We start from the raw sequence: 26419 nt of genomic DNA, 5'->3' as shown, positions 1-26419 counted from the left end.
GAGCGAGAGGCGCCTAGCACCAACTAAAGGTTTGTTAGCGGCGTAAAAAAGCCAGCATTCGCTGGCTTTTTTGTGACATGGAGAGAACTGACAGAGTAATGACTATTACTAAATAGTAACTTTATTCTGAAGTGCTTCAAGAGTTATTGGTCCCAATTCTTCATTATTGATTCTTTAGAGTCCATAAAATATAACCACTCTCTTCCATTTTTGACTTTTCTAAATAGCTTCAGATCGACCAATCCATTTAAAACAGCTGCTGCCGTATTATATGAGCAAGCTATATTACTCTCAACACTTCTTATCGTAAAGCCTTCTGCAACTCCGCTCTTTGCAACTTGAAAAACAGTTCTTTGTTTGTCAGATAATTTTTTATACAAGCCAGACTCCCATAACCACTGATTAAATTTTTCAATTTCAACTGCTGTAGTCTTATATGCTTCCTTAAATTTATTTATTGCTCGGATAATTGTGTTACATTGATACTCAATAAAATATGTAAAATCCATATCATCTGTTTCGGTGTATAAATAACTTTTACCATATTTTACAGGCGCTTTTTTTAATAAAACACTTATTGCAATATATCTAAATGCTGAGAAATCTCTTTTGAACATGTACCAATAGAATAACGCTCTTGCGACCCTTCCATTCCCATCTCTAAAAGGATGCTCGTACCCCATAACAAAATGGAGACTAATAGCTTTAATCAAAGGATGTAAATATGTTGCATCCTCATTTTCTTCTTGATTTTTATTAAACCAATCTATAATTTTTTTAAATCTAGATTTTAAGTTTTTTGCTGGAGGAGGTGTATGAACTATCACTCCATCTCCATCAACTACATGCACATCATCACTTTTTCTAAAAACACCTGGCTTATAATTTTCATCATCAATCCCTTCAACTCCTATCTGATGCATATTACTAATTAAATCAAGTGACAAAGGCTTATTTCTATTTTCCCATGCATAAAGCATAAGTTTATAATTACCTAAAATCATTTTTTCATCTTCAGATCTAGGTTTACGCCCTTTCTTAAGCATATCTTTTGCGACTTGAGTAGTAGTTGCAGCTCCCTCGAGTTGACTACTACTAATTGACTCGTCTTCTATTAAATCATTTAGCAAATACGTCATTTGTGATTTTTCACCTATCTGGCTACTTATCCACTCAAGAGATGCACTTGTTGTATTTCTATCGACCTCAGATATTGCTTTTTGGATTAAAGGTGTAAGAACAAAACTACATTTGTTGGCAGGTTCTCCAAGCGTGAGCAATTTACACGTTTGCCTTTTTCTTGCAAGTTTTGTCAAAGACCACACGTAACTATGATTTAAACCATCATCAATCCGATGGCGTAGCTCATCGTATGGGAGATACCTACCTTTCTTATCTGTAGGACTAAAGTAGTCCAAATACGCATCCATTTCATGAGGAGCCTCATTAGCAATCATAGAAAACACATTGCCAATTACTTCTGGTGGGGACTTGATACTCATATTTTATATCTCAAAAGTCATAATAATTGAGATAAAGTTAGCATATACCTTTTTGTTTGTCTCAATTTTCTAAAAAAATGAGACAAAACTTACCACTATGAATCAATATTCCACTGATCACATTTCACCATTCAAAGTCCAAGGCACTTTAAGCCGGAGCTAGAGAAATATTGCCCTCGCGATCTGGCTTGGGGTTGCGAGTCGGGTCGCCGATACAATCGCCTCGTACAAGGATCTTCACTTAAGATGTCTGACCCCTTTTCGATCGACAATAAAAAAGGAGCACCGAGGTGCTCCTTTTTAGGATCTAACAAGTGTTAGAAGATTAGCCAGCGAATGACGCTTTCTCTTCTTCAGTCACTTCTTTCATAGATAATTTGATACGACCACGAGCGTCTACATCAAGAACCTTAACGATTACGTCTTGGCCTTCTTCTAGTACGTCAGTTACCGCACGGATACGCTCTTCAGCGATCTGTGAGATGTGTACTAGGCCATCTTTGCCTGGCAGGATGTTAACGAAAGCACCGAATTCAGCAAGACGAACCACTTTACCTTGGTAAAGTTTGTCGATCTCTGCTTCAGCAGTGATTTCATGGATGCGTAGTAGCGCAGCATCAGAAGCTGTCTTATCTGGTGCGTAGATACGTACAGTACCGTCGTCGTCTAGGTCGATAGAAGCGCCTGTTTCTTCGGTGATAGAACGGATAGTAGCGCCGCCTTTACCGATAACGTCACGGATCTTCTCAGGATCGATCTTGATCGTCGCCATAGACGGCGCGTTTGGCGATACTTCTGGACGAGCGTAGCCAATTACTTGAGCCATTTCACGTAGGATGTGCTTACGTGCTTCCATCGCTTGAGAAAGTGCGATGTCCATGATCTCTTCGTTGATGCCTTCGATCTTGATGTCCATTTGTAGCGCTGTGATACCTTCTTCAGTACCCGCTACTTTAAAGTCCATGTCGCCAAGGTGGTCTTCGTCACCTAGGATGTCAGTTAGGACTGCGAAGCCGTCGTCTTCTTTAACAAGACCCATTGCGATACCCGCAACTGGTGCTTTAAGAGGAACACCAGCGTCCATCATAGACAGAGACGCACCACATACAGACGCCATTGAGCTTGAACCGTTCGATTCAGTGATCTCAGATACGACGCGGATTGTGTATGGGAATTCGTCTTCAGAAGGCAGAACCGCTTGAACACCACGACGTGCTAGACGACCGTGACCGATTTCACGACGACCTACACCGCCCATACGACCACACTCACCTACAGAGTAAGGAGGGAAGTTGTAGTGCAGCATGAAGCTGTCTTTAGACTCACCCGCTAGACCGTCAGCGATCTGTGCGTCACGGCTTGTACCTAGTGTACAAGTAGCGATTGCTTGTGTTTCACCGCGAGTGAACAACGCAGAACCGTGAGTTTTCTTCAGCATGCCCACTTCAACGTTGATGCCACGAACTGTTTTGTTGTCACGGCCGTCGATACGTGGTTTGCCGTCGATAACGCGACGACGTACGATGTTTTTCTCAAGCTTACCGAATACGCCTGATACGTCAGACTCAGAGTATGGGCCTTCTTCAGTCACAAGAGCTTCGATCGCTGATTGACGAACTTCGCCAAGTTTCGCGTAACGGTCCATCTTTTCAGAGATAGTGTACGCTTCTTCGATCTGTGCTGCGTAGCCAGATTTAACCGCTTCTACTAGGTCAGCGTTGGCTTGTTCTGCAGACCATTCCCAACGAGGCTTACCAGCTTCTGCTGTGAATTCGTTGATTGCGTCGATCGCGTTTTGCATTTCTTTGTGTGCGAATAGAACCGCACCTAGCATTTCGTCTTCAGTCAGCTCTTGTGCTTCAGACTCAACCATCAATACGGCATCTTTAGTACCTGCAACCACCATGTCTAGTAGTGATTCAGTTAGCTCAGAGTTTGATGGGTTGATTTGGTAACCTGTTTCGTCGTTGAAACCAACGCGCGCAGCACCGATTGGGCCGTTGAATGGGATACCAGAGATCGCTAGCGCTGCAGACGTCGCCAGCATTGCTGGGATATCAGCGTCTAGGTCTGTGTTAGTCGACATTACTGTACAAACAACTTGTACTTCGTTCATGAAACCTTTCGGGAACAGTGGACGAATCGGACGGTCGATTAGACGAGACGTTAGGGTTTCTTTTTCTGAAGGACGGCCTTCACGTTTTAGAAAACCACCTGGGATTTTACCAACTGCGTAAGTACGCTCTTGGTAGTGTACAGATAGAGGGAAGAAGTCTTGGCCAGCGTTTGCGCTTTTGGCGCCAACCACTGTTGCTAGAACTTGTGCATCGCCCATTGTACATAGAACAGCACCCGTCGCTTGACGTGCGATACGGCCTGTTTCTAGGGTAACTTCATGACTTCCGTATTGGAAAGTTTTAGTCGTAATACTCACTCGTATTCCTTACCTTGTTTTTTGTAACTTTCTCCCAAAGACAATCTTTAGTAGCCAGTACTCAAATACACTCTAGGGCCGTTTAAAGCATATTTGAAGTACAGGCTGTCCCTTGGGAGGCCTATAAGAAAAAAGGGCCATAGTAATCTATGGCCCTTCTTTTCAGTCTTAGCGACGTAGACCTAGCTTTTTGATTAGGCTAGTGTAACGTGCTGCGTCTTTACGCTTTAGGTAGTCCAGCAGCTTACGACGCTGGTTTACCATGCGGATTAGACCGCGACGAGAATGGTGGTCTTGTTTATGAGATTTAAAGTGACCTTGTAGACCTTCGATGTTCTTAGTCAACAAAGCTACTTGAACTTCAGGAGAACCAGTGTCGCCTTCAGCTGTTTGAAACTCTTGAACCAATGCTGCTTTTTGTTCTGCAGTCAATGCCATAATCTTTATCTCCAAATTAATATGCTTAAAACAGAATCCAGGATGGCCGAGCATATTTCCAGTCATCCTAGGGCGAGGAATTATAACACTACTTGCGCGCTAACTCACTCGTATTTATTAATCTATGAGGCTTAATTTTGCCTTTTTTCACTTCCCCAAGTCCCATAAAAGCACCTGAGTCGGCGACGTATAAGCGTAACAGTTGACCTTCATCATGACCACGGGTGTCATGCAACAGACGCCCAAATACAATATCTTGTGATTCTTGCAGTGTCATGACAACTTTTGGCAAATGTAATACGGCGGTATCTGAACCCATAAGCGTCTGATCCAGCACGTCTTCCCCTTGCTCTGCCAAGGCTTCAAATTCTTCAATGCTCAGCATATCCGCTGGATCGTAGCCAGCCGTCGAGACACGATGCAGTGTCTTAAGGTGAGCACCACAGCCCATCGCTTCACCGATGTCTTCGCCAATGGTACGGATGTAGGTGCCTTTAGAGCAGCTGATATCCAGTGTTAGCGTGTTGTCGGTGCGCTCAAGTACCTCAAGATTAGAGATAAACACGGTGCGGCGTTTACGCTCAATGGTGATGCCTTGGCGCGCGTATTCGTACAAAGGCTTGCCTTCGTGTTTTAGTGCCGAGTACATCGGTGGTACTTGTTCGATCTCGCCACGAAAACGGTTTAACAGCGCTTCTAATTCGTCATCAGATAGCTGAGGGACAGTTTCGTTGGTGAGAATGTCGCCTTCTTTATCGCCTGTGGTGGTACGAATACCCAGTTCAATACAGGTGATATAACGTTTATCTGCGTCGAGCAGGAATTGAGAGAATTTGGTGGCTTCACCTAAGCAAAGCGGGAGCATGCCGGTGGCAAGCGGATCAAGAGCGCCAGTGTGCCCGGCTTTGGCAGCCCGGAACACACGACGAACTTTTTGTAGCGCTTGATTAGAGCTTAGACCCAGAGGTTTATTTAATAGCACGACACCATCAATGGTGCGCCATTGCGTTTTCCCCATGGTAATCGCTTACTCTTGTGAATCTTTGTTTTGATCTTTAAGGATCGCTTCTTCAATCAAGGCGGACATGCGCGCACCGTTCACCACACTTTGATCGTAGTGGAAACGTAGCTGCGGCATAACACGCAATTTGACTTCTTTGGCCAAGCGATGACGCAAAAAGTTCTTAGCGCTGTCGAGTGCTTGTTGGTTTTCCGCCAAGCGCTCTACGTTATCGTCTAACCCCAACACGGTGTAGTAAATATCAGCGTAGCCCAAGTCTTTAGCGACACGCACTTCGTTGATCGTTACCATGCCAAGACGTGGGTCTTTGACTTCAAATTGAATAAGGGATGCCAGCTCCTTTTGGAGCTGGTCACCGATACGACTAGTACGACTGAATTCGCCTGCCATTATGTATCCCTATTACAGTGAACGAGCGACTTCGATAGTCTTGAAGACCTCGATCTTATCGCCTTCTTTCACGTCGTTGTAGTTCTTCACACCGATACCACATTCGATACCTTGACGAACTTCGTTGACAGCATCTTTGTAGCGACGTAGCGACTCAAGCTCACCTTCGTAGATAACCACGTTGTCACGTAGGACACGGATCTTCTCGTTACGGTAAACCGTACCTTCGATGACCATACAGCCCGCAACCGCGCCGAACTTAGGTGAACGGAATACGTCACGTACTTCTGCAGTACCGACGATCTCTTCACGTAGATCTGGTGTCAACATGCCTGATAGCGCAGATTTCACATCATCGATGATGTTGTAGATGACGCTGTAGTAGCGTAGGTCTACGTTTTCACGCTCGATGAATTGCTTCGCTGAACTGTCCGCACGGACGTTGAAACCAAAGATTACCGCGTTAGAAGCAAGCGCTAGAGTCGCGTCAGTTTCAGTGATACCACCGACACCGCTTGATACGACATTCACTTTTACTTCGTCAGTACTTAGGTCTGTCAAAGACTTGATCAAGGCTTCTAGTGAGCCACGAACGTCAGCCTTAAGTACGATGTTAAGCGTACCCACTTCTTCTTGGCCCATGCCAGAGAATAGGTTTTCAAGCTTAGCAGAGTGCTGACGAGCAAAGCGTACTTCACGGTATTTACCTTGACGGAAGTTCGCAACTTCACGTGCTTTACGCTCATCGGCTACCACGATGAATTCTTCACCAGCATCTGGTGTACCGTCTAGACCTAGGATCTCCACAGGGATCGAAGGACCAGCCGACTGAACAGATTTACCGTTTTCGTCTAGCAGCGCACGTACACGACCCATTTGAAGGCCAGCTAGTACGATGTCGCCTTTGTTAAGCGTACCGTTTTGAACCAGTACTGTCGCTACCGAACCACGTCCACGATCTAGGCGTGATTCAACCACAACACCTTTCGCTGGTGCGCTTGGTACGGCTGTTAGCTCAAGTACTTCGGCTTGCAGTAGAACCGCTTCTAGCAGTTCTTCGATACCTTGGCCTGACTTCGCAGAAACCTCTACGAATTGCACATCACCGCCCCACTCTTCTGGCACGACTTCTTGAGCAACAAGTTCGTTACGAACTTTGTCTAGGTCCGCATCTGGTTTGTCACACTTAGTAATCGCAACCACAATTGGTACGCCTGCAGCACGTGAGTGCTGGATCGCCTCGATGGTTTGTGGCATTACACCGTCATCGGCCGCACAGACTAGGATAACGATATCCGTCGCTTGGGCACCACGTGCACGCATCGCGGTGAAGGCCGCGTGTCCAGGTGTATCCAAGAAGCTCACCATACCGTGGTCAGTTTCTACGTGGTAAGCACCGATGTGCTGTGTGATACCACCCGACTCGCCCGCTGCCACGCGTGTGGTACGGATGTAGTCAAGTAGTGACGTTTTACCGTGGTCAACGTGACCCATTACGGTCACAACTGGCGCACGTTTGATTTGATCACCTTCGTAATCGATGGCATCAAGCATGTCAGTTTCGACAGCGTTTTCATCGATAAACTTAACTTTGTGACCCATTTCTTCCACGACAAGCGTTGCTGTGTCACGGTCGATGGTTTGGTTAATGGTCGCCATCGCGCCCATTTTAAACATAACCTTGATCACTTCAGCGGCTTTGATAGCCATTTTGTCAGCCAGCTCTGCTACTGTGATGCTTTCAGGAATAGCCACTTCGTGAATGATCGGAGCAGTTGGCTTTTGGAAACCGTGTTCCTGCTTCGCTGGTTTTTTCAGTTTACGCTTGCCGCCGCGACGGTTGTAATCATCATCGTCGTTTAGTGACACACGGCCACTACGTTTCTGATCGGTGTTACGGCCACGCGCTTTGTCGGTGTTTTGCTTTGGTGCAGCTTTTTTACCTTTCGGTGCTGGACCACTTGATTTAGTGTCGCCAGCGCCCTGAGACACCTTACGATTAGTTTTGGTCTCTTTCGAATTATCCACGAGTTTATCCGCTCCCGTATCGGAGTCGTTTTGCTCCGTTTGCTGTGCAGCTCGGTCTGCAGCGTCACGTTCTTCCTGGATACGCAGTGCTTCTAGTCGAGCTTGTTCTTCAGCCTCGGCTTTTGCCTTAGCCGCCTGTTCGGCTTCAAGTCTCGCCGTCTCTTCGCGAGCCTTTTCCGCTTCGATGCGTGCTTGCTCTTCGGCTTCACGCTGTGCCGCTAAAAGTTCTTGCTGACGCTTCAATTCATCTTCAACGTCGTTACGTTTTACGTATGTACGCTTTTTCTTAACGGCTACGTTTACTGATTTACCACCGTCACCTGATAAGGTGCTCTTAGTACGGCGCTGTAGCGTAATGCGTTGCGAGCCTTCGCCCGCTTCCGCTTCGCCGTGCTGACGCTTTAGGTAGTTTAACAGTATTTGCTTTTCAACATCAGAGACTTCTTGGTCTGCACTGTTTTGTGGCAGACCAGCATCTTTCATCTGAGCCAGTAGCTTATCGACTGGTGTGTTCACCAATTCAGATAGTATCTTAACGGTTTGAACTGTCATTAAGTTCCCCCTTTTTACTCAGATTTATTCAGATTCGGCAAACCAAGGCGCACGTGCTGTCAAAATCAATGCAGCAGCACGTTCTTCATCCATTCCTTCAATTTCGATTAGTTCATCTACTGACTGCTCAGCCAGATCTTCCATCGTAATGACGCCTTTTGATGCCAAAACTAAAGCTAGGTGGTTGTCCATGCCTTCCATCTCTAAAAGATCTTGGGCAGGTTTAGCACCTTCAAGCTGTTCTTCAGCTTGTAGCGCTTGGTTAAGTAGCGCTTCTTTAGCTCGAGTACGTAACTCGTTTACCAAATCTTCATCAAATCCGTCGATATCCAACATTTCTTCCATCGGCACGTATGCAACTTCTTCTACTGTTGCAAAGCCTTCTTCGACTAGCTGAATCGCTAGATCATCGTCGATGTCCAAAGCCGAAACAAAAAGGTCAATCAGTTTTTGTGACTCTTCTTGTTGACGCGCTTCAGCATCTTCGCTGGTCATCACGTTCAATGTCCAACCCGTAAGAGCAGACGCCAAACGAACGTTTTGACCGTTACGACCAATCGCTTGTGCTAGGTTGTCGCTTTTCACAGCCACATCCATAGAGTGTGAATCTTCATCGATCACGATTGAGTCGACTTCTGCAGGTGCCATCGCGTTGATCACAAGTTGCGCTGGGTTATCATCCCAAAGCACGATATCAACTCGCTCACCATTCATTTCGTTAGAAACCGCTTGCACACGTGCGCCACGCATACCGACACACGCACCGATTGGATCGATACGGCGATCACTGGTCTTCACAGCAATTTTGGCACGTAGGCCAGGATCACGTGATGCACCACGGATTTCGATAACTTCTTCAGAAATCTCTGGCACTTCTAGGCGGAACAATTCCACCATGAACTCAGGCGCCGTACGTGATAGGACCAACTGTGAACCACGGTTGTCTTCACGGATTTCTAGCAACAACGCACGAATACGATCGTTTAGACGGAACGTCTCGCGGTTGATTAGGTTTTCTTTTGGCAAAGACGCTTCTGCGTTTTCGCCAAGGTCAATGATCAAGCTGTCACGGGTGACTTTCTTAACCTGACCGTGAATAAGCTTGCCAACACGGTCACTGTATAGAGCCACCATTTTCGCACGCTCAGCTTCACGTACTTTTTGTACGATTACCTGTTTTGCTGTTTGCGCCGCAATACGGCCAAACTCTTCAGACGGGATTTCCTCTTCGTAGATCTCACCTGCGCCCAGGTTTTGACCCATTTCTTCCATGTCATCAGTGGTTAATTCTGAATCTGGAGCTGAGTAATCTTCGTCTGCGACGATGTTCCACTGACGGAATGTTTTGTAATCACCAGTGCGTTGGTCAATTGATACACGTACTTTCACATCGCCTTCAAAGCGACGTTTAGCAGCACTCGCTAGAGCAGTTTCTACGGCCTCAAAAATCACCTGTTTTGGCACATCTTTTTCGTTTGAAACCGCTTCTACTACCAAAAGAATCTCTTTGCTCATCCTTTTAGCCTCTCTCAAAGGTTGAATAAATTAAAACTGAGGAACTATGTTTGCTTTTTCTATCAACTCGATTGGCAGCAAGTACTCTTCGTTATCCACGAGCAGCACCACTTCATCACCTTCCACGCCGGTGAGCTGACCTTTAAATTTACGACGACCATCAAATGGTGCGCGCAAACGCAATGAAACAACAGAACCAATAAAACGTTGGTACTGGCTGAGTTCAAATAATGGGCGATCCAAACCAGGTGAAGACACCTCAAGGTTGTATTCGCCAGTAATTGGGTCTTCGACATCCAAAATCGCACTTACTTGGCGACTTACCGATGCGCAGTCTTCTACATCAATACCTTCTTCGGAGTCTGTTTCAATGAAAACACGAAGAACAGAATCCTTGCCCTGTGATAGATATTCAAGGCCCCAATATTCAAACCCCAAACCTTCAACAACAGGTCTGACCAGCTCTTCAAGTTGTGTGAACTTAGTAGACAAATGACTTCTCCGGTAAAAAGCGTAGAAACAAAAAACGGGCTCAAGGCCCATTTGACGAAGTTCAGATAGCAAAAAACCCCATATAGGGGCCATCCAAACTCTAAGATCTTCTCAGACCTTACTCTTATTGTATGACAACAATAAGAAAAGGTTGGTTGCGGGAGCCGGATTTGAACCGACGACCTTCGGGTTATGAGCCCGACGAGCTACCAGACTGCTCCATCCCGCGTCAACGTGAGCACACTATACTACAATAATGCGTCATTCTCAAGAATGGTGCCGATGGCCGGACTCGAACCGGCACAGCCGTAGGCCACCACCCCCTCAAGATGGCGTGTCTACCAATTCCACCACATCGGCAATTACTTGCTAGCGTAGACTTCTGATTAGTCTACAGTAGGAATATCTTGATTCTCTGTAGATGCTTCGTTTGTATCAAGCTCAGGCATTTCCACAGTTTCTTCAACTTGTGGCGCGCTTGGAACGTAGTCCAGACCACCACTTACGTCTTTCGCTTGTTCGCTCGCAAAGAACGCCAAGCCAAAGCTTGTTAAGAAAAATACAAGAGCAAAAAGAGCGGTCAGTTTACCAAAGAAGCTTCCGCCGCCTTGGCTACCGAATACTGTTTGTGATGCGCCACCACCAAAGGAAGCACCTGCATCAGCACCTTTACCTTGCTGTAGTAATACCAACCCGATAATAGCAACGGCAGCTAATACATGAACAACTAAAACTAAAGCTTCCATTTATCTTACTTCGCAGATTCTATGATCGAATTAAATTCTTGAACATCTAGTGATGCGCCACCAACCAGTGCGCCATCAATATCAGCCTGAGCAAACAGCTCAGCACTGTTAGATGCTTTCACACTGCCACCGTACAAGATCGCAACCACTTGAGCTACGGTTTCTGAACGCTTAGCAATATGATCTCGAATACCTTTATGCACTTCTTGAGCTTGCTCAGAAGTTGCCGATTTACCCGTACCAATGGCCCAAACTGGTTCGTAAGCCACTACTACCTTGGCAAATTCTTCTGTACCGATCACGTCTAGCACGGCGTCGATTTGACGCTGGCACACATCAAGTGTGATGCCTGCTTCGCGCTGCTCTAGCGTTTCACCGATACATAAAATTGGCGTTAAGCCTGCGGCCAAAGTGGCTGCTACTTTTTGCGCCACCTGAGCATCTGTTTCACCATACAGTGAGCGACGCTCAGAGTGTCCCAGAATCACATGAGACACTGAGAAGTCTTGCAACATAGACAAGCTAACTTCTCCAGTGTAAGCACCCTTTGCTTGTTCCGATGCATTCTGTGCCGCAACTTTAATATCCGTATCACGGACCATGTTGCTCACCACAGGCAAGTAGACAAATGAAGGGGCTACCACGACATCAAGGGTAGCGTAAGTTTGAATACCTTGAACCAGTTCAACAACAGACTCTAAAGAGCCATTCATTTTCCAGTTACCAGCGACAATCTTGCGACGAGTCATATCCATACCCCTGATTTCGAGGCGCTAATTCTAGGCAATTGTAACAGCCTTAGCAAGCGCTATTTTCCAATTTCAGTTTAAGAATCAGCCAATTGCTACTTTTTATCGTTAGCAACGGCCTGTACTTCGTTTGCTAAAAAGTCGACCAACTCGTCGACCATTTCTTGATCGCGACCTTCGACCATCACGCGAATCAAAGGCTCAGTTCCGGAGGCACGCAGCAGCACTCGACCAAGCCCGTTAAGCTTCTCATTCGCTTGGGCAATGGCTTTTTGTAGACGCGGCTCTTCGGCTGGCGCAAAGCGCTGAGCGACGCGCACGTTTTTAAGCTTCTGCGGGAATTTGATCAAGCCAGACAGCAGTTCATCTAGACCTTTACCCTCTTCCACCATAGCTCGCAATACTTGCAACGCAGCAATAATGCCATCACCTGTGGTTGTAATATCACGGCAGACGATGTGACCTGACGGTTCACCACCTAACACCCAACCGTGCTGCACCAGCTTCTCGTTAACATAGCGGTCACCCACTTTGGCACGACTAAAGCCAATACCATTTTCTGAAAAAGCCAACTCTAGACCGAAGTTACTCATCAAGGTGCCGACCACGCCACCATTAAAGCGCCCTGTTAGCATTAAGTGATTCGCGATGATGTACAACACATCATCGCCATCACAAACTTTACCAAAACGGTCCACTAGGATCAGACGGTCGCCATCTCCATCCAGTGCAATACCAATGTCCGCTTCTTCAGCCAAAACATTTTTACGTAGCAATTCTGGTTTGGTCGCACCACTGTCTTCGTTGATGTTCAAGCCATCAGGATTAACACCAATCGAGACCACTTCAGCACCAAGCTCAGAGAAGACTTTAGGCGCTACATGGTAGGTCGCACCATCCGCACAGTCGACTACAATTTTGAGTCCAGAAAGCTGCAAACCAATCGGGAAGGTACCCTTACAGTATTCGATGTAACGTCCTGCCGCATCCTCGATACGACGAGCGCGACCGATCGCACCAGATTCCACAACTTGCATCGGCTGATCAAGGTAGTATTCGATTTGCTCTTCTAGCTCATCAGAGATCTTGCCACCTTGAGCCGAAAAGAACTTAATACCGTTGTCAGTATAAGGGTTGTGCGAGGCGCTGATCACAATGCCGGCACTGGCACGGAAAGTACGCGTTAGATACGCAATCGCCGGTGTCGGCATCGGGCCGACTAGACGCACATCAGCCCCTGCTGCAACGATGCCAGACTCAAGCGCTGACTCAAACATATAACCAGAAATACGCGTATCTTTGCCGATCAAAATCTTTTTATCATGTTCCTTGAAGACTTGGCCTGCAGCCCAGCCGAGTTTGAGCATGAATTCAGGAGTAATCGGTCCTTTACCTACTTCACCGCGTATTCCATCGGTACCAAAATATTTACGCATTTCGACTCTCTTCTATTTGATGCATGACTTTTAGCATATCGACATGAGGCTTCACATCATGAACACGAAAAATACGCGCACCTTTCATGTAAGTGGAAGCATTGGCTCCCATTGTACCGTACAAGCGTTCCGCTACGGGCACATTTAAGATATCGCCAATCATGGTTTTGCGCGACACGCCGATCAGGACTTCATGCCCCATCGCTAACAGTCGTTCGGTGTAATTCAATAAGGTCGTGTTGTGCACCAAGGTTTTGCCAAAGCCAATACCCGGATCAAGAATAATGTTGTCTGCCTTAATACCTGCAGCGACTGACGCCTCAATACGCTCTGCTAGGTAACGCTCAACGTCTTCTACTAAATCCGTATAGCTAGGTGCATTTTGCATATCTTGCGGCGTGCCACGCATATGCATCAAGCACACTGGCAGCCCTGTTGCGGCAGCCGCTTGTAAGGCACCGTCGCGCTCCAAAGCACGCACATCATTAATCAAGCCTGCACCCAGCTTATAGGATTCTGTCATCACCGATGGCGTACTGGTATCCACTGAAATGATGGTATCAAAACGCGCCTTAATCGCTTCGACCGCTAGCAAGACGCGATCTAGCTCTTCTTGCTCGCCAACTACGGCAGCGCCTGGTCGCGTGGACTCACCACCGATATCGATAAAGTCAGCCCCTTCTTCCAGCATGCGCTCGGCTTGGCGTAATGCTTGATCCAGTGTGTTGTGTCGACCGCCATCAGAAAAAGAATCCGGCGTGACATTCAGAATCCCCATCACACGAGGATGCGATAAATCCAAAGACTTATCGCCAAATACCATCACAGACATGTGCTATCACTTACTTATTGAACAGAGTATTAGGGTAGAAACAAGCTGGCGAAGCTTAAGCTTCGCCAGTTGGTTTTTGAGAAGTGGACGCCTGACCAGGCTGTTCATCGCCAGTCATTTGATCCGGATTAGCCGGATCGCTTGGCGCTGGCTCGGTGGTGCCACCTGCTTGCGCCAAACCATCACCAGAGGCACTGCCGCCTGCACCTGGGTCAGACCAACCCGCTGGTGGTGTTGGCTTATTGCCGTCCATAATTTCTTTGATCTGCTTGGCATCAATCGTTTCATAAACCATCAATGCTTCGGCCATCATATCCAGCTTGGCACGGTTTTCATGCAGAATTTCTGTCGACTTCTGGTAACAACGATTAATGATGTCACGCACTTCCGCATCAAGCTTCTTACCTGTTTCAGGTGAGAAGTAGTTGTTCTTGCTGCCAGTCATGCTGTGCTGATCGTCTTCTTCGTAGGCAAATGCGCCTAGCTCTTCAGACAGACCCCATTTGGTCACCATGTTACGTGCAAGACTTGAAGCACGTTCGATATCGTTTGAAGCACCGGTCGATACGCCATCAAAGCCATGAATCATCTCTTCGGCAATACGACCACCGTACAGACTACAGATTTGTGATTCTAAACCACGCTTACTAAGGCTGTACTTATCTTCTTCTGGCAAGTACATAGTCACACCCAAGGCGCGACCACGCGGAATAATAGTTACCTTGTAGACAGGATCATGCTCTGGCATCAAGTAGCCGACAATCGCATGACCTGCTTCGTGGTAAGCCGTATTACGCTTCTCTTCTTCTTTCATCACCATGGACTTACGCTCAGCGCCCATCAGGATCTTATCCTTGGCAAGCTCCAATAGTTCCATGTTGACTAGACGACGGTTTGAACGCGCCGCAAACAGTGCTGCCTCGTTGACCAAGTTCGCCAGATCTGCACCCGAGAAACCAGGTGTACCACGAGCAATGTTCTTTGGCTCGACATCGTCATCCACTGGCACTTTGCGCAAGTGCACTTTCAAAATTTGTTCACGACCACGGATATCAGGTAGACCAACGGTTACCTGACGGTCAAAACGACCAGGACGCAACAACGCAGGGTCCAATACATCCGGACGGTTAGTCGCCGCGATAACGATGATACCTTCGTTGCCTTCAAAGCCGTCCATTTCGACCAGTAACTGGTTCAATGTTTGCTCACGCTCATCGTTACCACCGCCCATGCCTGAGCCACGGTTACGACCTACAGCATCGATCTCATCGATAAAGATGATACAAGGCGCTTGCTTCTTCGCTTGTTCGAACATGTCACGTACACGCGACGCACCCACACCAACAAACATTTCCACAAAGTCAGAACCTGATATCGTGAAGAATGGTACTTTTGCTTCACCGGCAATGGCTTTGGCTAGCAAAGTTTTACCGGTACCTGGTGGTCCACACATTAGAATACCGCGTGGAATCTTACCGCCTAGACGCTGGAATTTGCCTGGCTCACGTAGGAAATCAACTAGCTCTTCTACGTCTTCTTTAGCTTCGTCACAGCCTGCCACGTCGGCAAACGTCGTTTTAATTTGATCTTCTGGTAAGAGGCGTGCTTTGGACTTACCAAACGACATCGGGCCGCCTTTGCTACCACCACCGCCTTGCATCTGGCGCATAAAGAAAATGAAAATCGCCAAGATAATCAAGATTGGGAAGCTGGCCACCAACAATTGTGTCCAGATGCTTTGCTGTTCTGGCATACGCCCCTCAACAACGACATTGTTGCTAAGCAAGTCGTCCATAATTTTAGGGTCTTGTGCCGCAGGGCGAACTGTTTCAAAGCTGTCACCGCCGGTACGCGTACCGCTGATGGTATACCCGTCAATCACCACTTTTGCGATACGGCCATCATGAACCTCTTCTACAAACTCTGAGTAGGAGATTCGATTGGTGTCCGCCGAGGTATTAAAATTGTTAAACACTGTCAGTAGCACTGCAGCGATTACCAACCACAATAAAATATTTTTTAGCATATCGTTCAAGAGCACACCTCTTAATGGCTAGTTTGCAGAGTAAGATACGCTGCGCATTAACCTTTAATTTGTCGTCCTAGTAAGTATGTTCAGGGCGAGCCACTGACACATAAAGTTTACGGGTTACCACAGAGCCTAATGGACTCCGTATTACGTTCGCAGCCAAGTCAAATAGTGTCATCCGACCGACGTAAGCCATGTTGAGAACACATAGCTATAGTGGGGGTTAACGCAAAAATTGCAAGCTAAGGTCTTGGCATTCCCTTCCCTAGGGAAGTTTCATCCTTACCAATATATCAGAAGCTACGGGCAAGACACCAATTCCGATCAGTTTTTCACGTTAAACGCCTGATCAAAAAGCCTTTCTGCCAATCGCCTGTGATATTGACCGATAAATCTTTGGTTGGTTCCTAGGAAATCGGCCACTTCTTTTTCAACTCAGGCACGTTTGATCATACCTAAACGGGGTGATCTTCCGTTATAATATCGCTTAACCTCTGATGCCTCCAATAAAGAGGGCTAACCAAGATGAGAAATTTTAACTATGAGTTTATCGAACGTTCAAAAAAAGCAATACCGCAACATTGGGCACACCCTTAATCCAGTGGTTACGGTTGCTGGGAACGGTCTTACCGAGCCAGTTCTAACTGAGATCGACCGTGCCCTAGAAGACCACGAGCTGATCAAAGTTCGCTACAGCATTAGCGATCGCGAAGTACGCTACTCGATTGTCGAAGAGACAGCGAAAGTACTGAAATGCGAAGTGGTACAAACCATCGGTAAAGTCGCGCTACTTTACCGTGCGGCCCTAGAGCCAAATCCTAAGCTGTCTAACCTACTGCGTTAAGCTTCTGAATTCGTTAAGGCTGATGCTTTTCAGCCTTAACTTTCCCCTACAGCGGCCGATAAGCTGTCATCAACACCACACAGTGAGTGCGCGACATGATCTTTATCGACACCGTTAACCGCATCAAGCAGCTTCCCGAGCATGACGATTTTACGCGTTTTAGGCGTCGCCGTGAGCGCTACTCCGATGACAGCCTTACCCTAAGCGAAGCCGCCGCCAAAGTTCATCACATCGTGCTCTCGTACGAATCCGATAGCGCTTTGACTCCCACTGACAGCATCATTGCCAACATGCTCGAAACCGTGCTTCAGCAGCTAGATCAAAACCAAATCGTGGTCGAAGCGTTAACCCGCTTAGCGCCACAGAATGATGGCTGGCAAGTGGCCTTGCAAACACCGCCCCTGCAATCGTCTGGTACTGAGCAAAGCGGTTATGCCGCGCCCTCTATAAACCCTCAACATAAAGGTCAAGCGCCGCGCACCTTTGAATTTCAAATCGCCGGCCAAGGCAACACTAAAATCTGCCACGTTACCTTTATTGCACGACATCTAGAGCCCGCCTTACTACAAGCCTTCAACGCATTAGGGCCAGTGCAATCCATCGACACCCCTTACAACGACGAACAGCTAGACACCCTTCCCGAGAACTGGGTATTTGAAATTGATCAAGATGGCGAGCCCAACCCGCTAGAGAAATTGTACGATTTAGAGGGCACGTCAGCGGTACGTTACGACGCAGCGTTTTTAGGCTTACAGATTTGGTTTGAGCGCCAGCGTGACGCCCTACCGCTGCTGATTAGTGATCAACGCCTAGGCTATATCTACATAGGCAATTACGAAGTCACTTACCAGCGCGAGGAAGGCACCGAGCGCCCCACAAGGCCACTCGGTGATATTGATACCAGTGCTTAGCGCGTCTATTTAGCGCGTTTAAGCTTACGTCTAGACAACCACCATACAACCAGCGTCACCAAAGACACCAGCAGAATGATCAAGGTCGCCAGCGCATTGATCTTCGGCGAAACGCCTAAGCGCACTGAGCTAAACACCTCAATCGGCAAAGTCGTCGCCCCAGGGCCTGAGACAAAGCTTGCAATGACCACGTCATCTAATGACAAAGTAAACGATAGCAACCATGCCGATACTAAGGCTGGCATGATAATCGGCAAGGTCACCTGAACAAACGCCTTAGCGGGCGTCGCCCCTAAATCCATCGCCGCCTCAAGATAAGAGCGGTCCAGCTCTTTTAAGCGCGAGCTAATCACAACCGTCGCATACGCTGTACAGAAGGTGGCATGGGCGATCCAAATCGTTAGTAACCCGCGCTGTTGCGGCCAACCAATCAGGTCCGTCATCGACACAAACAATAGTAGTAATGACAAACCGATGATCACGTCTGGCATCACCAATGGCGCCGCCACTAAGCTGTGTAACATCGAGCGACCGCGAAAGCGCCCAAAGCGCGTCAGCGCCACCGACGCTAGCACACCAAGCACGACCGCCGCATTAGCACTCCAAAAGGCCACTTCTAAGCTACGCCATACAGCATTCATTAAGCCTTCATCACGAAACAGCTCGCCATACCATTTGGTCGACCAACCGGCCCAGACTGTGACTAAGCGTGACTCGTTAAACGAGTAGATGATAAGACTCAGCATAGGCAAATATAAAAACGCCATGCCCAACCAAAACATGACGCCAGAGAAATTCAGACGCGTTTTCATTTGGCGTCCTCCCACTCTTTGTCCTGAAACTTCCTAAACAAATGAATCGGGATCATCAGCAGCACCAACATAATCAACGCCAGCGATGACGCCAACGGCCAATCACGGTTATTGAAGAACTCTTGCCACAACACCTTACCAATCACGATCGAGCTACTACCACCGAGTAATTCTGGAATCACATATTCACCCACCACCGGGATGAACACCAGCATGCTGCCTGCGATCATGCCATTGCGAGACAAGGGGAATGTGATCTGCCAAAACGAAGTAAAACGACGTGCGCCCAAGTCCTGCGATGCCTCAATCAAGCTGTAATCATGCTTCACCAAATTGGCGTACAACGGCAGCACCATAAATGGCAAGTAGGCATACACAATACCAATGTACACCGCCAAGTTGGTATTCAAAATCGCCAATGGCTCATCTATCAGTCCCAACCACAACAAGCTGTTGTTCAGTACACCGTTACTTTTAAGGATGCCAATCCAAGCGTAAATACGGATCAAAAATGAGGTCCACGACGGCAACAAGATCAGCAACAGCAAAATCGACTGGCGCTCCGGCTTAGCGCGGGCAATGTGATAAGCCATCGGGTAACCGATCAATAGACACAAGGCCGTCGAGATCGCCGCCATCTTGATACTGTTTAGATAAGCATTAAGGTACAAGCTGTCTTCAGCAATAAAGCTAAAGTTACCAAAATACAAATGCAGATCGAGAGCGTCACCAGCCATAGTGACCAGCTCAGTATAAGGCGGAATCGCCAAAGCTGACTCGGCAAACGCAATCTTAATCACAATCAAAAATGGCAACGCAAAGAACAGCAACAACCAGATCATCGGTAAGGCGATGACCCAGCGCTTGCCATGCTCTGCATGCTGTTTTAAACGTTCAGTCACTTTCTTCATGGACGCAGCACCAAGCCACTGTCGTCAGACCAGTAGACATAGATGTCTTCTTCCCATGTCGGCAAGTCAGCAAAGCGGTCCGAATTGACCATAAAGGAGTACAGAATTTTGCCGTTATCCAAGCGAATGTGATACACCGAATGACCACCCAAGTAAGCGATATCATGCACTTTACCACGACACCAGTTATGCGCCGCTTGTGGCTGTTGGCGTGATATTTTGGTCTTTTCTGGACGCACCGCAAACACTACCTGCTTATCTTCAATGGCAGTGGTAACACCGTAAGAGACATACAGCTTAGCATTGACCTCGTCAGACTCAATGATGGCATGGTCTTCGGCATCAACCGCAATCACACCATGGAACAAGTTCATGCTGCCAATAAATTCGGCAGCCTCAAGACTGTTTGGTGCTTCATAGATATCGCGCGGTGAGCCCGCTTGGACGATGCGCCCCTCTTCCATAATGGCAATACGATTGGCCATGGTCATGGCTTCTTCTTGGTCGTGGGTCACCATGACACACGTCACGCCAACGCGCTCAATGATATCCACCACTTCCAGCTGCATGCGGCTGCGCAGTTTTTTATCCAGTGCCCCCATTGGCTCGTCTAGCAACAAAAGCTTAGGGGATTTAGCGAGGCTACGTGCCAACGCCACTCGCTGACGCTGACCACCAGAAAGCTGATCGGGTTTACGCTTAGCGTATTTTTCCATATGCACGAGGCGCAGCATTTCCATCACTTTATCGCTAATCATGGCTTTGGGCATGCGATCTTGCTTTAAGCCGTAGGCAATATTTTGCTCAACCGTCATGTGTGGAAACAGCGCATAAGACTGAAACATCATATTGATCGGACGACGATACGGCGGCAATGGCACAATGTCTTCACCGTCTAGCACGATTTTGCCAGAGTTCGGAATTTCAAACCCAGCCAACATGCGTAGCAAGGTGGATTTACCGGAGCCCGATGCCCCAAGTAAGGCAAAAATATCGCCTTTCGCGATATCCAGTGACACATCATTGACGGCGACCACGTCATCATAGGTCTTCACAATACTTTGGATTTGTAAAAAGTGATTATCGACACTGTCGCGAGCAAGACTCGGCTCAATCATTAAGCATCCTCTAGGATTAATAGCACGGCTGGTGAGCCGTTTAGCAGTCTAAAAGCGGGCCCAAGGCCCGCTTGTTTTGTTGGTGGGTTATTGACCCGTTTTAATCTTATTCCAGCTGCGGGTAATGGTACGCGTGGTGCGTTGATCTAATACTTTTGGCAACCAAAGCTTTTCGCGCACTTCAGGCGTTGGGAAGATGCTTTCATCGTTCGCCACCTCAGGATCAACCATCGGCATAGACGCTGGGTTGGCATTGGCGTACCACACGTAGTTAGTGATATCCGCAGTCACTTCAGGGCGCATTAAGTAGTTAATCAGCGTATGGGCGCCTTCTGGATTTTTGGCATCGCGTGGGATAGCAAGCATATCAAACCACATCAACGCACCTTCTTTAGGGATGATGTAGCTCACGTTGACACCGTTATCTGCCTCTTCTGCACGCGCAGCCGCTTGGGCAATATCGCCTGACCAACCGATCACGACACAAATATCGCCATTGGCTAAGTCATTGATGTATTTCGAGCTATGGAAGTAACGGTAATGTGGACGAATATCCAATAACAGATCGGTGGCCTGTTGAATGTCATCACGATCGGTACTGTTCGGATCAAGACCTAGATAATTCATTGCTGAGCTCATCACTTCTGTCGGTGCATCCAGCGCCACCACACCGCAGGACTCAAGCTTCTCTAAGTATTCTTTTTCAAATACCAATGACCAGCTATTGATTGGCGCATCTTCGCCAAGTGCCGCTTTGACTTTGTCTTCGTTGATACCAATGCCTGTTGTGCCCCACATATACGGCACAGCGTACTGATTACCAGGATCCACGGTTTCTAGTTGCGCCATCATTTGTGGATCAAGGTTAGACCAATTCGGCAACTGCTCACGATCCAAGGGCATGAATGCGCCCGCTTGGATTTGTTTGCCTAAAAAGTCATTAGTCGGTACCACTAGATCAAAGCCTGACTGGCCTGATAACAACTTGGCCTCTAGCACTTCGTTGCTATCAAACACGTCATAGACCACAGAAATACCAGTCTCTTCTTCAAAATTAGGCAGAGTGGCTTCATCAATGTAGTCTGACCAGTTATAAAAATGTACGACGTCTTCTGCCTGAGCAGAGAAGGACACCACGGTTCCGACAGCGAAGGCGATTGCCGACACGCGAGACTTTAAATTCATTTAACTTCCCCTAGTTTTTCACACATTGGTGGCCTTTAGCTGTGCCACGCGACCTGATTTATGCCGAAGCTTGATTCGTACTATGGCGACATGCATTTTGCTTGCCGAACGCCATTATACAGGTTACAGACTGAACATAAAAAAACCCTCGCACTAGCGAGGGTTTCTTAATCTTTCGGTTGTGACAGCAGCTTGCTAAATACTGAAGCTGGCACCACAACCACAGGTGGACGACGCATTTGGGTTCATCACCGTAAAGCGCGCACCTTCTAAGTTCTCTTGATAGTCCACTTCTGAGCCGACTAGATATTGGAAACTAAGTGGATCGACCACTAGTTTCACACCATTGCGTACCACTTCAGTGTCATCTTCCTGATTTTCTTCATCAAAAGCGAACCCATACTGGAAGCCAGAACAACCACCACCGGTAACGTAGACACGCAACATCAGGCGATCATTTTCTTCTTCCTCAATCAATGACTGTAGCTTGGCTGCTGCCGCATCCGTCATTGAGATAGGATCTGTCGATTCGACCATTGCTCTCTCCAGCAAGGTGTCAAAGACACCTTTTATACATTACAAAATTAATTCGGCGATTATCCGCTTAACCAAGCATTTTAGTCAAGTATAGCTTAGTGCTCTCGCGTCGCGCGGAAGGTCACTTCTGGGTAACGCTCTTTGGCTAAATTCAGGTTGACCATGGTCGGTGCAATGTAAGCCAAGTTGTCACCACCATCGAGCGCCAAGTTGGCTTCACTCTTACGCTTAAACTCTTCAAACTTCTTACTGTCGGTACTATCCACCCAACGAGCGGTGGCGACATTGACACTTTCGTAAATGGCTTCGACGTTGTACTCAGCTTTAAGACGCGCCGCCACCACATCAAACTGCAGCACACCTACCGCACCTACAATCAGATCGTTGTTTTGCATCGGGCGGAACACCTGTACGGCGCCCTCTTCCGACAATTGCACCAAGCCTTTTAGCAGTTGCTTTTGACGTAGTGGATCTTTTAGGCGAATACGACGGAATAGCTCCGGTGCGAAGTTCGGAATACCGGTGAACTTCAAGCTCTCACCTTGGGTGAAGGTATCACCGATCTGAATGGTACCGTGGTTGTGCAAACCAATGATGTCACCAGCAAAGGCTTCATCCGCACGGGCACGGTCGCCGGCCATAAAGGTAACCGCATCTGAGATGCTGATTTGCTTACCGATACGCACATGGTTCATCTTCATGCCTTGCTTGTAAGTACCCGATACAATACGCATAAAGGCAATACGGTCACGGTGTTTAGGGTCCATGTTGGCTTGGATCTTAAACACGAAACCTGAGAATTTTTCTTCCGTTGCATCCACCTGACGATCGTGGGTTTCACGTGGCATCGGCGCCGGCGCCCATTCAGTCAAACCGTCTAGCATGTGATCAACACCAAAGTTACCCAATGCAGTACCGAAGTATACTGGGGTCAGCTCGCCAGCTAAAAATAGCTCTTTATCAAACTCGTTAGACGCGCCAACTACTAGCTCAAGCTCTTCGCGCAATTGCTCGGCTAGGTCTTCACCCACCGCCGCATCCAGCTCTGGATTATCTAGACCTTTTACCACGCGTAATTCTTGGATCGTGTGACCTTGGCCAGTAGAGTACAAAATCGTCTCATCGCGATGCAGGTGATAAACCCCTTTAAACGCTTTACCACAGCCGATCGGCCAAGTGATTGGCGCACACATCATGTTGAGCTCATTTTCAACTTCGTCAAGCAGCTCCATTGGATCACGGATGTCACGGTCCAATTTGTTCATAAAGGTAATGATTGGCGTATCACGTAAGCGCGTAACTTCCATCAACTTGCGTGTACGATCCTCGACACCCTTAGCGGCGTCGATCACCATCAAACACGAGTCTACGGCGGTCAGGGTACGGTAAGTATCTTCTGAGAAGTCTTCGTGTCCTGGTGTGTCCAGTAGGTTAACCAAGCACTCATTGTAAGGAAACTGCATCACCGAGGTCGTGATCGAGATACCACGCTCTTTCTCCATATCCATCCAGTCGGACTTGGCGTGCTGGTTCGAGCCACGACCTTTGACGGTACCGGCCTGCTGGATCGCACGTCCAAACAAAAGTACCTTCTCGGTGATGGTGGTCTTACCGGCATCCGGGTGCGAGATGATCGCAAAGGTGCGACGCTGGTTTACTTGATCAAGAAATTGCTGGTCAGCCATTTAAAACTCTTTTATGTGTCCACAAACTGCCGCCCAATCACGCCTTGTTTACAAGCGCATCTGCTCAGTTTGTTATGCTAATAGGAATTGCGCGCTATTTTCGCTCATATTGGACACATAAACAATCAAGCCAAGCGCTAGAGATGCGAAAACTCAGCGCTTAACCGAAACGGACACTTCTAACTAGGTATTAAAGCCTGCCACCATGCCATGGATCTTTTTACTGAGCTGATCCGTATCGCGGCAAAAGGCTGCAACGTCGTCTGAGATTTTGGACAAGGTTTGAGCCGAATCACTGATCAAACTGATGTTAACATTGATGTCTTCGGTCACTACCCGCTGCTGCTGTGCAGCCGTCGCTGTGCGTAACGTTACATCACGCACATTGGTCACCATATTTTCAATGTTACGAAACGCATTGAGCGCCTCGTCTGAGAGTTGCATCGCTTTATCTGACTCGATTAAACAATCACTCATGGTGTCACTGGCCAGTTTGGTGCGGTTTAATAAGAAATTCAAAATCTTACCAATTTGCTCGGTCGACTCTTGTGTTCGAAGCGCTAAGCCGCGCACCTCGTCGGCCACCACAGCAAAACCACGACCTTGTTCGCCTGCTCGGGCTGCTTCGATGGCTGCATTTAATGCCAATAAATTGGTTTGTTCAGCAATCTCTTGAATAGTCGACAGAATCTGATGAATATCTGCGGTTTCATTTTCAAGCTCAGTGATGACGCTTTTAGATTCATTGAGTCGCTGCCCTAATACATTCACACTGTGACTGCTTTCTTTGAGCAAACGCTTACCTTGCAACGTCGCCTCTAGCGCTTGCCCAGAAAACTCGGCTGACTCATGACAGTTTTGCGCCGCTTCATTAGAGGCTGCCATCATCTGCTCGCCATCGGCGACGATTTGCTCGATAGATACTTGCTGAGCCGTGGTGGATTGAGCAACTTGTTGTGCCTGCTGATAGGTTTGCTCGGCGCTATGAGAAATAGTGACGGCCGATTGCTTAATATTATCAATCAGGACTCGAATACTTTCTAAAAAGTGATTAAACCACTTGGACAAGACGCCCGTTTCATCGCGACTTTGCACATCAATCTTGATAGTAAGGTCACCTTTACCTTGTGCAATGACCTGTAAATCTTGTGACACAGAAGACACTGCCTCGATGGGCGTCACTAAACGCTTAGCCAAAATATAACTAAGGCCAATGAAGACCAATAATAGGAATAGGCTAATCACCGCAGTGGTCTGAATCAAACTCATAGTGCTGGCATAAATTTCTGAACTGGGCACCAAGGCAACGAACTTCCATCCAAGGCTTGGCGATGTGTATACGTTTGCTGCGTAGTCCGTATCACCAATCGTCACGTCAACCACACCACCTTCCATATTGGCTAAGGTTTGATAAGCTTGACCGGAGACATCCTCAATAGCCTCAAAGTTATTCACTGGTGCAACGCCATCTACCAAAATAGCACCAGAGGACTCGATAACCATTAGGCGCCCTTCTTGACCGATAACGGTTTGTTTCGCTAGCTCCATCAACGACTTGATCGAGAAGTCGATGACGACCACACCAGCGTTTTGTCCTTCACGTGAAAACGATGTCACTGCTGACACGTACACATCATCATCCGGCGCATAATAATAGGCATTGCCGACTGATACCTGACTGTTATTCGCTAGCCCCAAGCGGTACCAAGGTCGGGTTTTAGGGTCCCAGTTACTGTATTGTCCGGTACCGGGCCACTCTACGTAGCCACCTTGTAAATCTGCACTGTAGACATAAGCAAACTCATCATGCGAGGTGCCCAACGCTTCAAGCAACTCAAACACCTCAAGTTCATGACCGCCCTTTTGTTGCGCTACTTCCCTTGGCGTACGCGCTTGCGAGGATTGATAAGAAGAGTACGGCTGACCTTGTGGTGCTGTAATGACCGGGCTATTAGAAAGGTAATGAACGCTGTCTTCGATATTATCAACGAAGCTGGCAAAGTTATTCTCGATCGCTAATAGGGTTTGCTGGCTACTGCTTTCAAAATTCGTATGCGCCTGCTGAGTACTGAGACCAGACATCACTATGCAAACGATCAATACTGGAATGATGGTGGCGCCCGATAACGCGAGCATAAGTTTGGTCTTGATTTTCATATCTCGTCCCTTGTGATGATACGCCGTAACTTCCTGTAGGCTGAGCTCAGCCTAGCGGCTAACAAAAGCACATGTAATCTTTTGTTATTTTGATC

At 47.5% G+C, this 26419-nt stretch carries 22 protein-coding genes and 2 tRNA genes; 2 read left to right on the top strand and 22 right to left on the bottom strand.

The window, feature by feature from the left end; genetic code table 11:
* Nucleotides 1–143: 143 nt before the first annotated feature.
* The 15 genes from JQX58_RS10290 to ftsH all read right to left on the bottom strand — a co-directional run bounded on the left by JQX58_RS10290 (nt 144) and on the right by ftsH (nt 16170).
* A complete protein-coding gene (locus tag JQX58_RS10290) occupies nt 144–1502 on the bottom strand; it encodes a Fic family protein (RefSeq protein WP_204146776.1) in 1359 nt (452 codons plus the stop codon).
* Between the two features lie 325 nt (nt 1503–1827).
* Nucleotides 1828–3936 carry a polyribonucleotide nucleotidyltransferase gene (pnp, locus tag JQX58_RS10285; RefSeq protein ID WP_204146775.1) on the bottom strand — a complete coding sequence of 703 codons (2109 nt, stop codon included), beginning with the start codon at nt 3934–3936 and terminating at the stop codon, nt 1828–1830.
* A 168-nt stretch (nt 3937–4104) separates the two neighbouring features.
* A complete protein-coding gene (gene rpsO / locus JQX58_RS10280) occupies nt 4105–4374 on the bottom strand; it encodes a 30S ribosomal protein S15 (protein ID WP_204146774.1) in 270 nt (89 codons plus the stop codon).
* An 88-nt stretch (nt 4375–4462) separates the two neighbouring features.
* A complete protein-coding gene (gene truB / locus JQX58_RS10275; RefSeq protein WP_204146773.1) occupies nt 4463–5392 on the bottom strand; it encodes a tRNA pseudouridine(55) synthase TruB in 930 nt (309 codons plus the stop codon).
* Nucleotides 5393–5401: 9 nt separating this feature from the next.
* Complete coding sequence (gene rbfA / locus JQX58_RS10270) at nt 5402–5785, bottom strand: 30S ribosome-binding factor RbfA (protein ID WP_204146772.1); 384 nt, start codon at nt 5783–5785, stop codon at nt 5402–5404.
* 12 nt (nt 5786–5797) lie between these two features.
* Nucleotides 5798–8365: a translation initiation factor IF-2 gene (gene infB, locus JQX58_RS10265; protein WP_204146771.1), complete on the bottom strand. Its 2568-nt coding sequence runs from the start codon at nt 8363–8365 to the stop codon at nt 5798–5800.
* Between the two features lie 24 nt (nt 8366–8389).
* Nucleotides 8390–9880, bottom strand: coding sequence for a transcription termination factor NusA (nusA, locus tag JQX58_RS10260; RefSeq protein ID WP_204146770.1), 1491 nt, complete (start codon nt 9878–9880; stop codon nt 8390–8392).
* 30 nt (nt 9881–9910) lie between these two features.
* Nucleotides 9911–10372 (bottom strand): ribosome maturation factor RimP, encoded by a 462-nt coding sequence (gene rimP / locus JQX58_RS10255; protein WP_204146769.1) that lies wholly within the window; start codon nt 10370–10372, stop codon nt 9911–9913.
* A 152-nt stretch (nt 10373–10524) separates the two neighbouring features.
* Nucleotides 10525–10601 (bottom strand) — tRNA-Met (locus tag JQX58_RS10250).
* A 45-nt stretch (nt 10602–10646) separates the two neighbouring features.
* Nucleotides 10647–10732: transfer RNA gene (locus JQX58_RS10245), tRNA-Leu, on the bottom strand.
* 26 nt (nt 10733–10758) lie between these two features.
* Nucleotides 10759–11118, bottom strand: a complete 360-nt coding sequence (secG, locus tag JQX58_RS10240; RefSeq protein WP_204146768.1) for a preprotein translocase subunit SecG — start codon at nt 11116–11118, stop codon at nt 10759–10761.
* 5 nt (nt 11119–11123) lie between these two features.
* Nucleotides 11124–11867, bottom strand: coding sequence for a triose-phosphate isomerase (tpiA, locus tag JQX58_RS10235; RefSeq protein ID WP_204146767.1), 744 nt, complete (start codon nt 11865–11867; stop codon nt 11124–11126).
* A 95-nt stretch (nt 11868–11962) separates the two neighbouring features.
* Nucleotides 11963–13303 carry a phosphoglucosamine mutase gene (gene glmM / locus JQX58_RS10230; protein WP_204146766.1) on the bottom strand — a complete coding sequence of 447 codons (1341 nt, stop codon included), beginning with the start codon at nt 13301–13303 and terminating at the stop codon, nt 11963–11965.
* Nucleotides 13296–14135 (bottom strand): dihydropteroate synthase, encoded by an 840-nt coding sequence (gene folP / locus JQX58_RS10225; RefSeq protein WP_204146765.1) that lies wholly within the window; start codon nt 14133–14135, stop codon nt 13296–13298. Before folP ends, glmM begins: the two co-directional genes overlap by 8 nt.
* A 55-nt stretch (nt 14136–14190) precedes the next feature.
* Complete coding sequence (gene ftsH, locus JQX58_RS10220; RefSeq protein WP_204146764.1) at nt 14191–16170, bottom strand: ATP-dependent zinc metalloprotease FtsH; 1980 nt, start codon at nt 16168–16170, stop codon at nt 14191–14193.
* A gap of 535 nt (nt 16171–16705) precedes the next feature.
* On the opposite strand from ftsH, the gene yhbY reads away from it, so the two are divergent.
* Both yhbY and JQX58_RS10210 read left to right on the top strand, forming a co-directional pair.
* Nucleotides 16706–17008, top strand: coding sequence for a ribosome assembly RNA-binding protein YhbY (yhbY, locus tag JQX58_RS10215; RefSeq protein WP_204146763.1), 303 nt, complete (start codon nt 16706–16708; stop codon nt 17006–17008).
* A gap of 95 nt (nt 17009–17103) precedes the next feature.
* On the top strand, nt 17104–17919 hold the full coding sequence (locus tag JQX58_RS10210; RefSeq protein WP_204146762.1) for a hypothetical protein: 816 nt from the start codon (nt 17104–17106) through the stop codon (nt 17917–17919).
* Between the two features lie 5 nt (nt 17920–17924).
* On the opposite strand, the gene JQX58_RS10205 is transcribed toward JQX58_RS10210, so the two are convergent.
* The 7 genes from JQX58_RS10205 to JQX58_RS15460 form a co-directional block, all read right to left on the bottom strand.
* The gene (locus JQX58_RS10205; RefSeq protein WP_204146761.1) at nt 17925–18731 is read right to left on the bottom strand and encodes an ABC transporter permease subunit; all 807 of its coding nucleotides are present in this window, start codon (nt 18729–18731) and stop codon (nt 17925–17927) included.
* Nucleotides 18728–19642 (bottom strand): ABC transporter permease subunit, encoded by a 915-nt coding sequence (locus tag JQX58_RS10200; RefSeq protein WP_204146760.1) that lies wholly within the window; start codon nt 19640–19642, stop codon nt 18728–18730. The genes JQX58_RS10205 and JQX58_RS10200 overlap by 4 nt, the downstream gene beginning before the upstream one ends.
* Nucleotides 19639–20760 (bottom strand): polyamine ABC transporter ATP-binding protein, encoded by a 1122-nt coding sequence (gene potA, locus JQX58_RS10195; RefSeq protein ID WP_204146759.1) that lies wholly within the window; start codon nt 20758–20760, stop codon nt 19639–19641. Before potA ends, JQX58_RS10200 begins: the two co-directional genes overlap by 4 nt.
* 87 nt (nt 20761–20847) lie before the next feature.
* Nucleotides 20848–21945 (bottom strand): polyamine ABC transporter substrate-binding protein, encoded by a 1098-nt coding sequence (locus tag JQX58_RS10190; protein WP_204146758.1) that lies wholly within the window; start codon nt 21943–21945, stop codon nt 20848–20850.
* 195 nt (nt 21946–22140) lie between these two features.
* Nucleotides 22141–22482: an iron-sulfur cluster insertion protein ErpA gene (gene erpA / locus JQX58_RS10185; RefSeq protein ID WP_204146757.1), complete on the bottom strand. Its 342-nt coding sequence runs from the start codon at nt 22480–22482 to the stop codon at nt 22141–22143.
* Between the two features lie 95 nt (nt 22483–22577).
* Nucleotides 22578–24167 carry a peptide chain release factor 3 gene (gene prfC / locus JQX58_RS10180; protein WP_204146756.1) on the bottom strand — a complete coding sequence of 530 codons (1590 nt, stop codon included), beginning with the start codon at nt 24165–24167 and terminating at the stop codon, nt 22578–22580.
* A gap of 183 nt (nt 24168–24350) precedes the next feature.
* Nucleotides 24351–26324: a methyl-accepting chemotaxis protein gene (locus JQX58_RS15460; protein WP_204146755.1), complete on the bottom strand. Its 1974-nt coding sequence runs from the start codon at nt 26322–26324 to the stop codon at nt 24351–24353.
* Nucleotides 26325–26419 lie beyond the last annotated feature (95 nt).

Source organism: Marinomonas ostreistagni (assembly GCF_016888445.1).
Lineage (GTDB): Bacteria > Pseudomonadota > Gammaproteobacteria > Pseudomonadales > Marinomonadaceae > Marinomonas > Marinomonas ostreistagni.
Note: the sequence above shows the minus strand (reverse complement) of the source record. Positions and strands in the feature narration are given on the sequence as shown.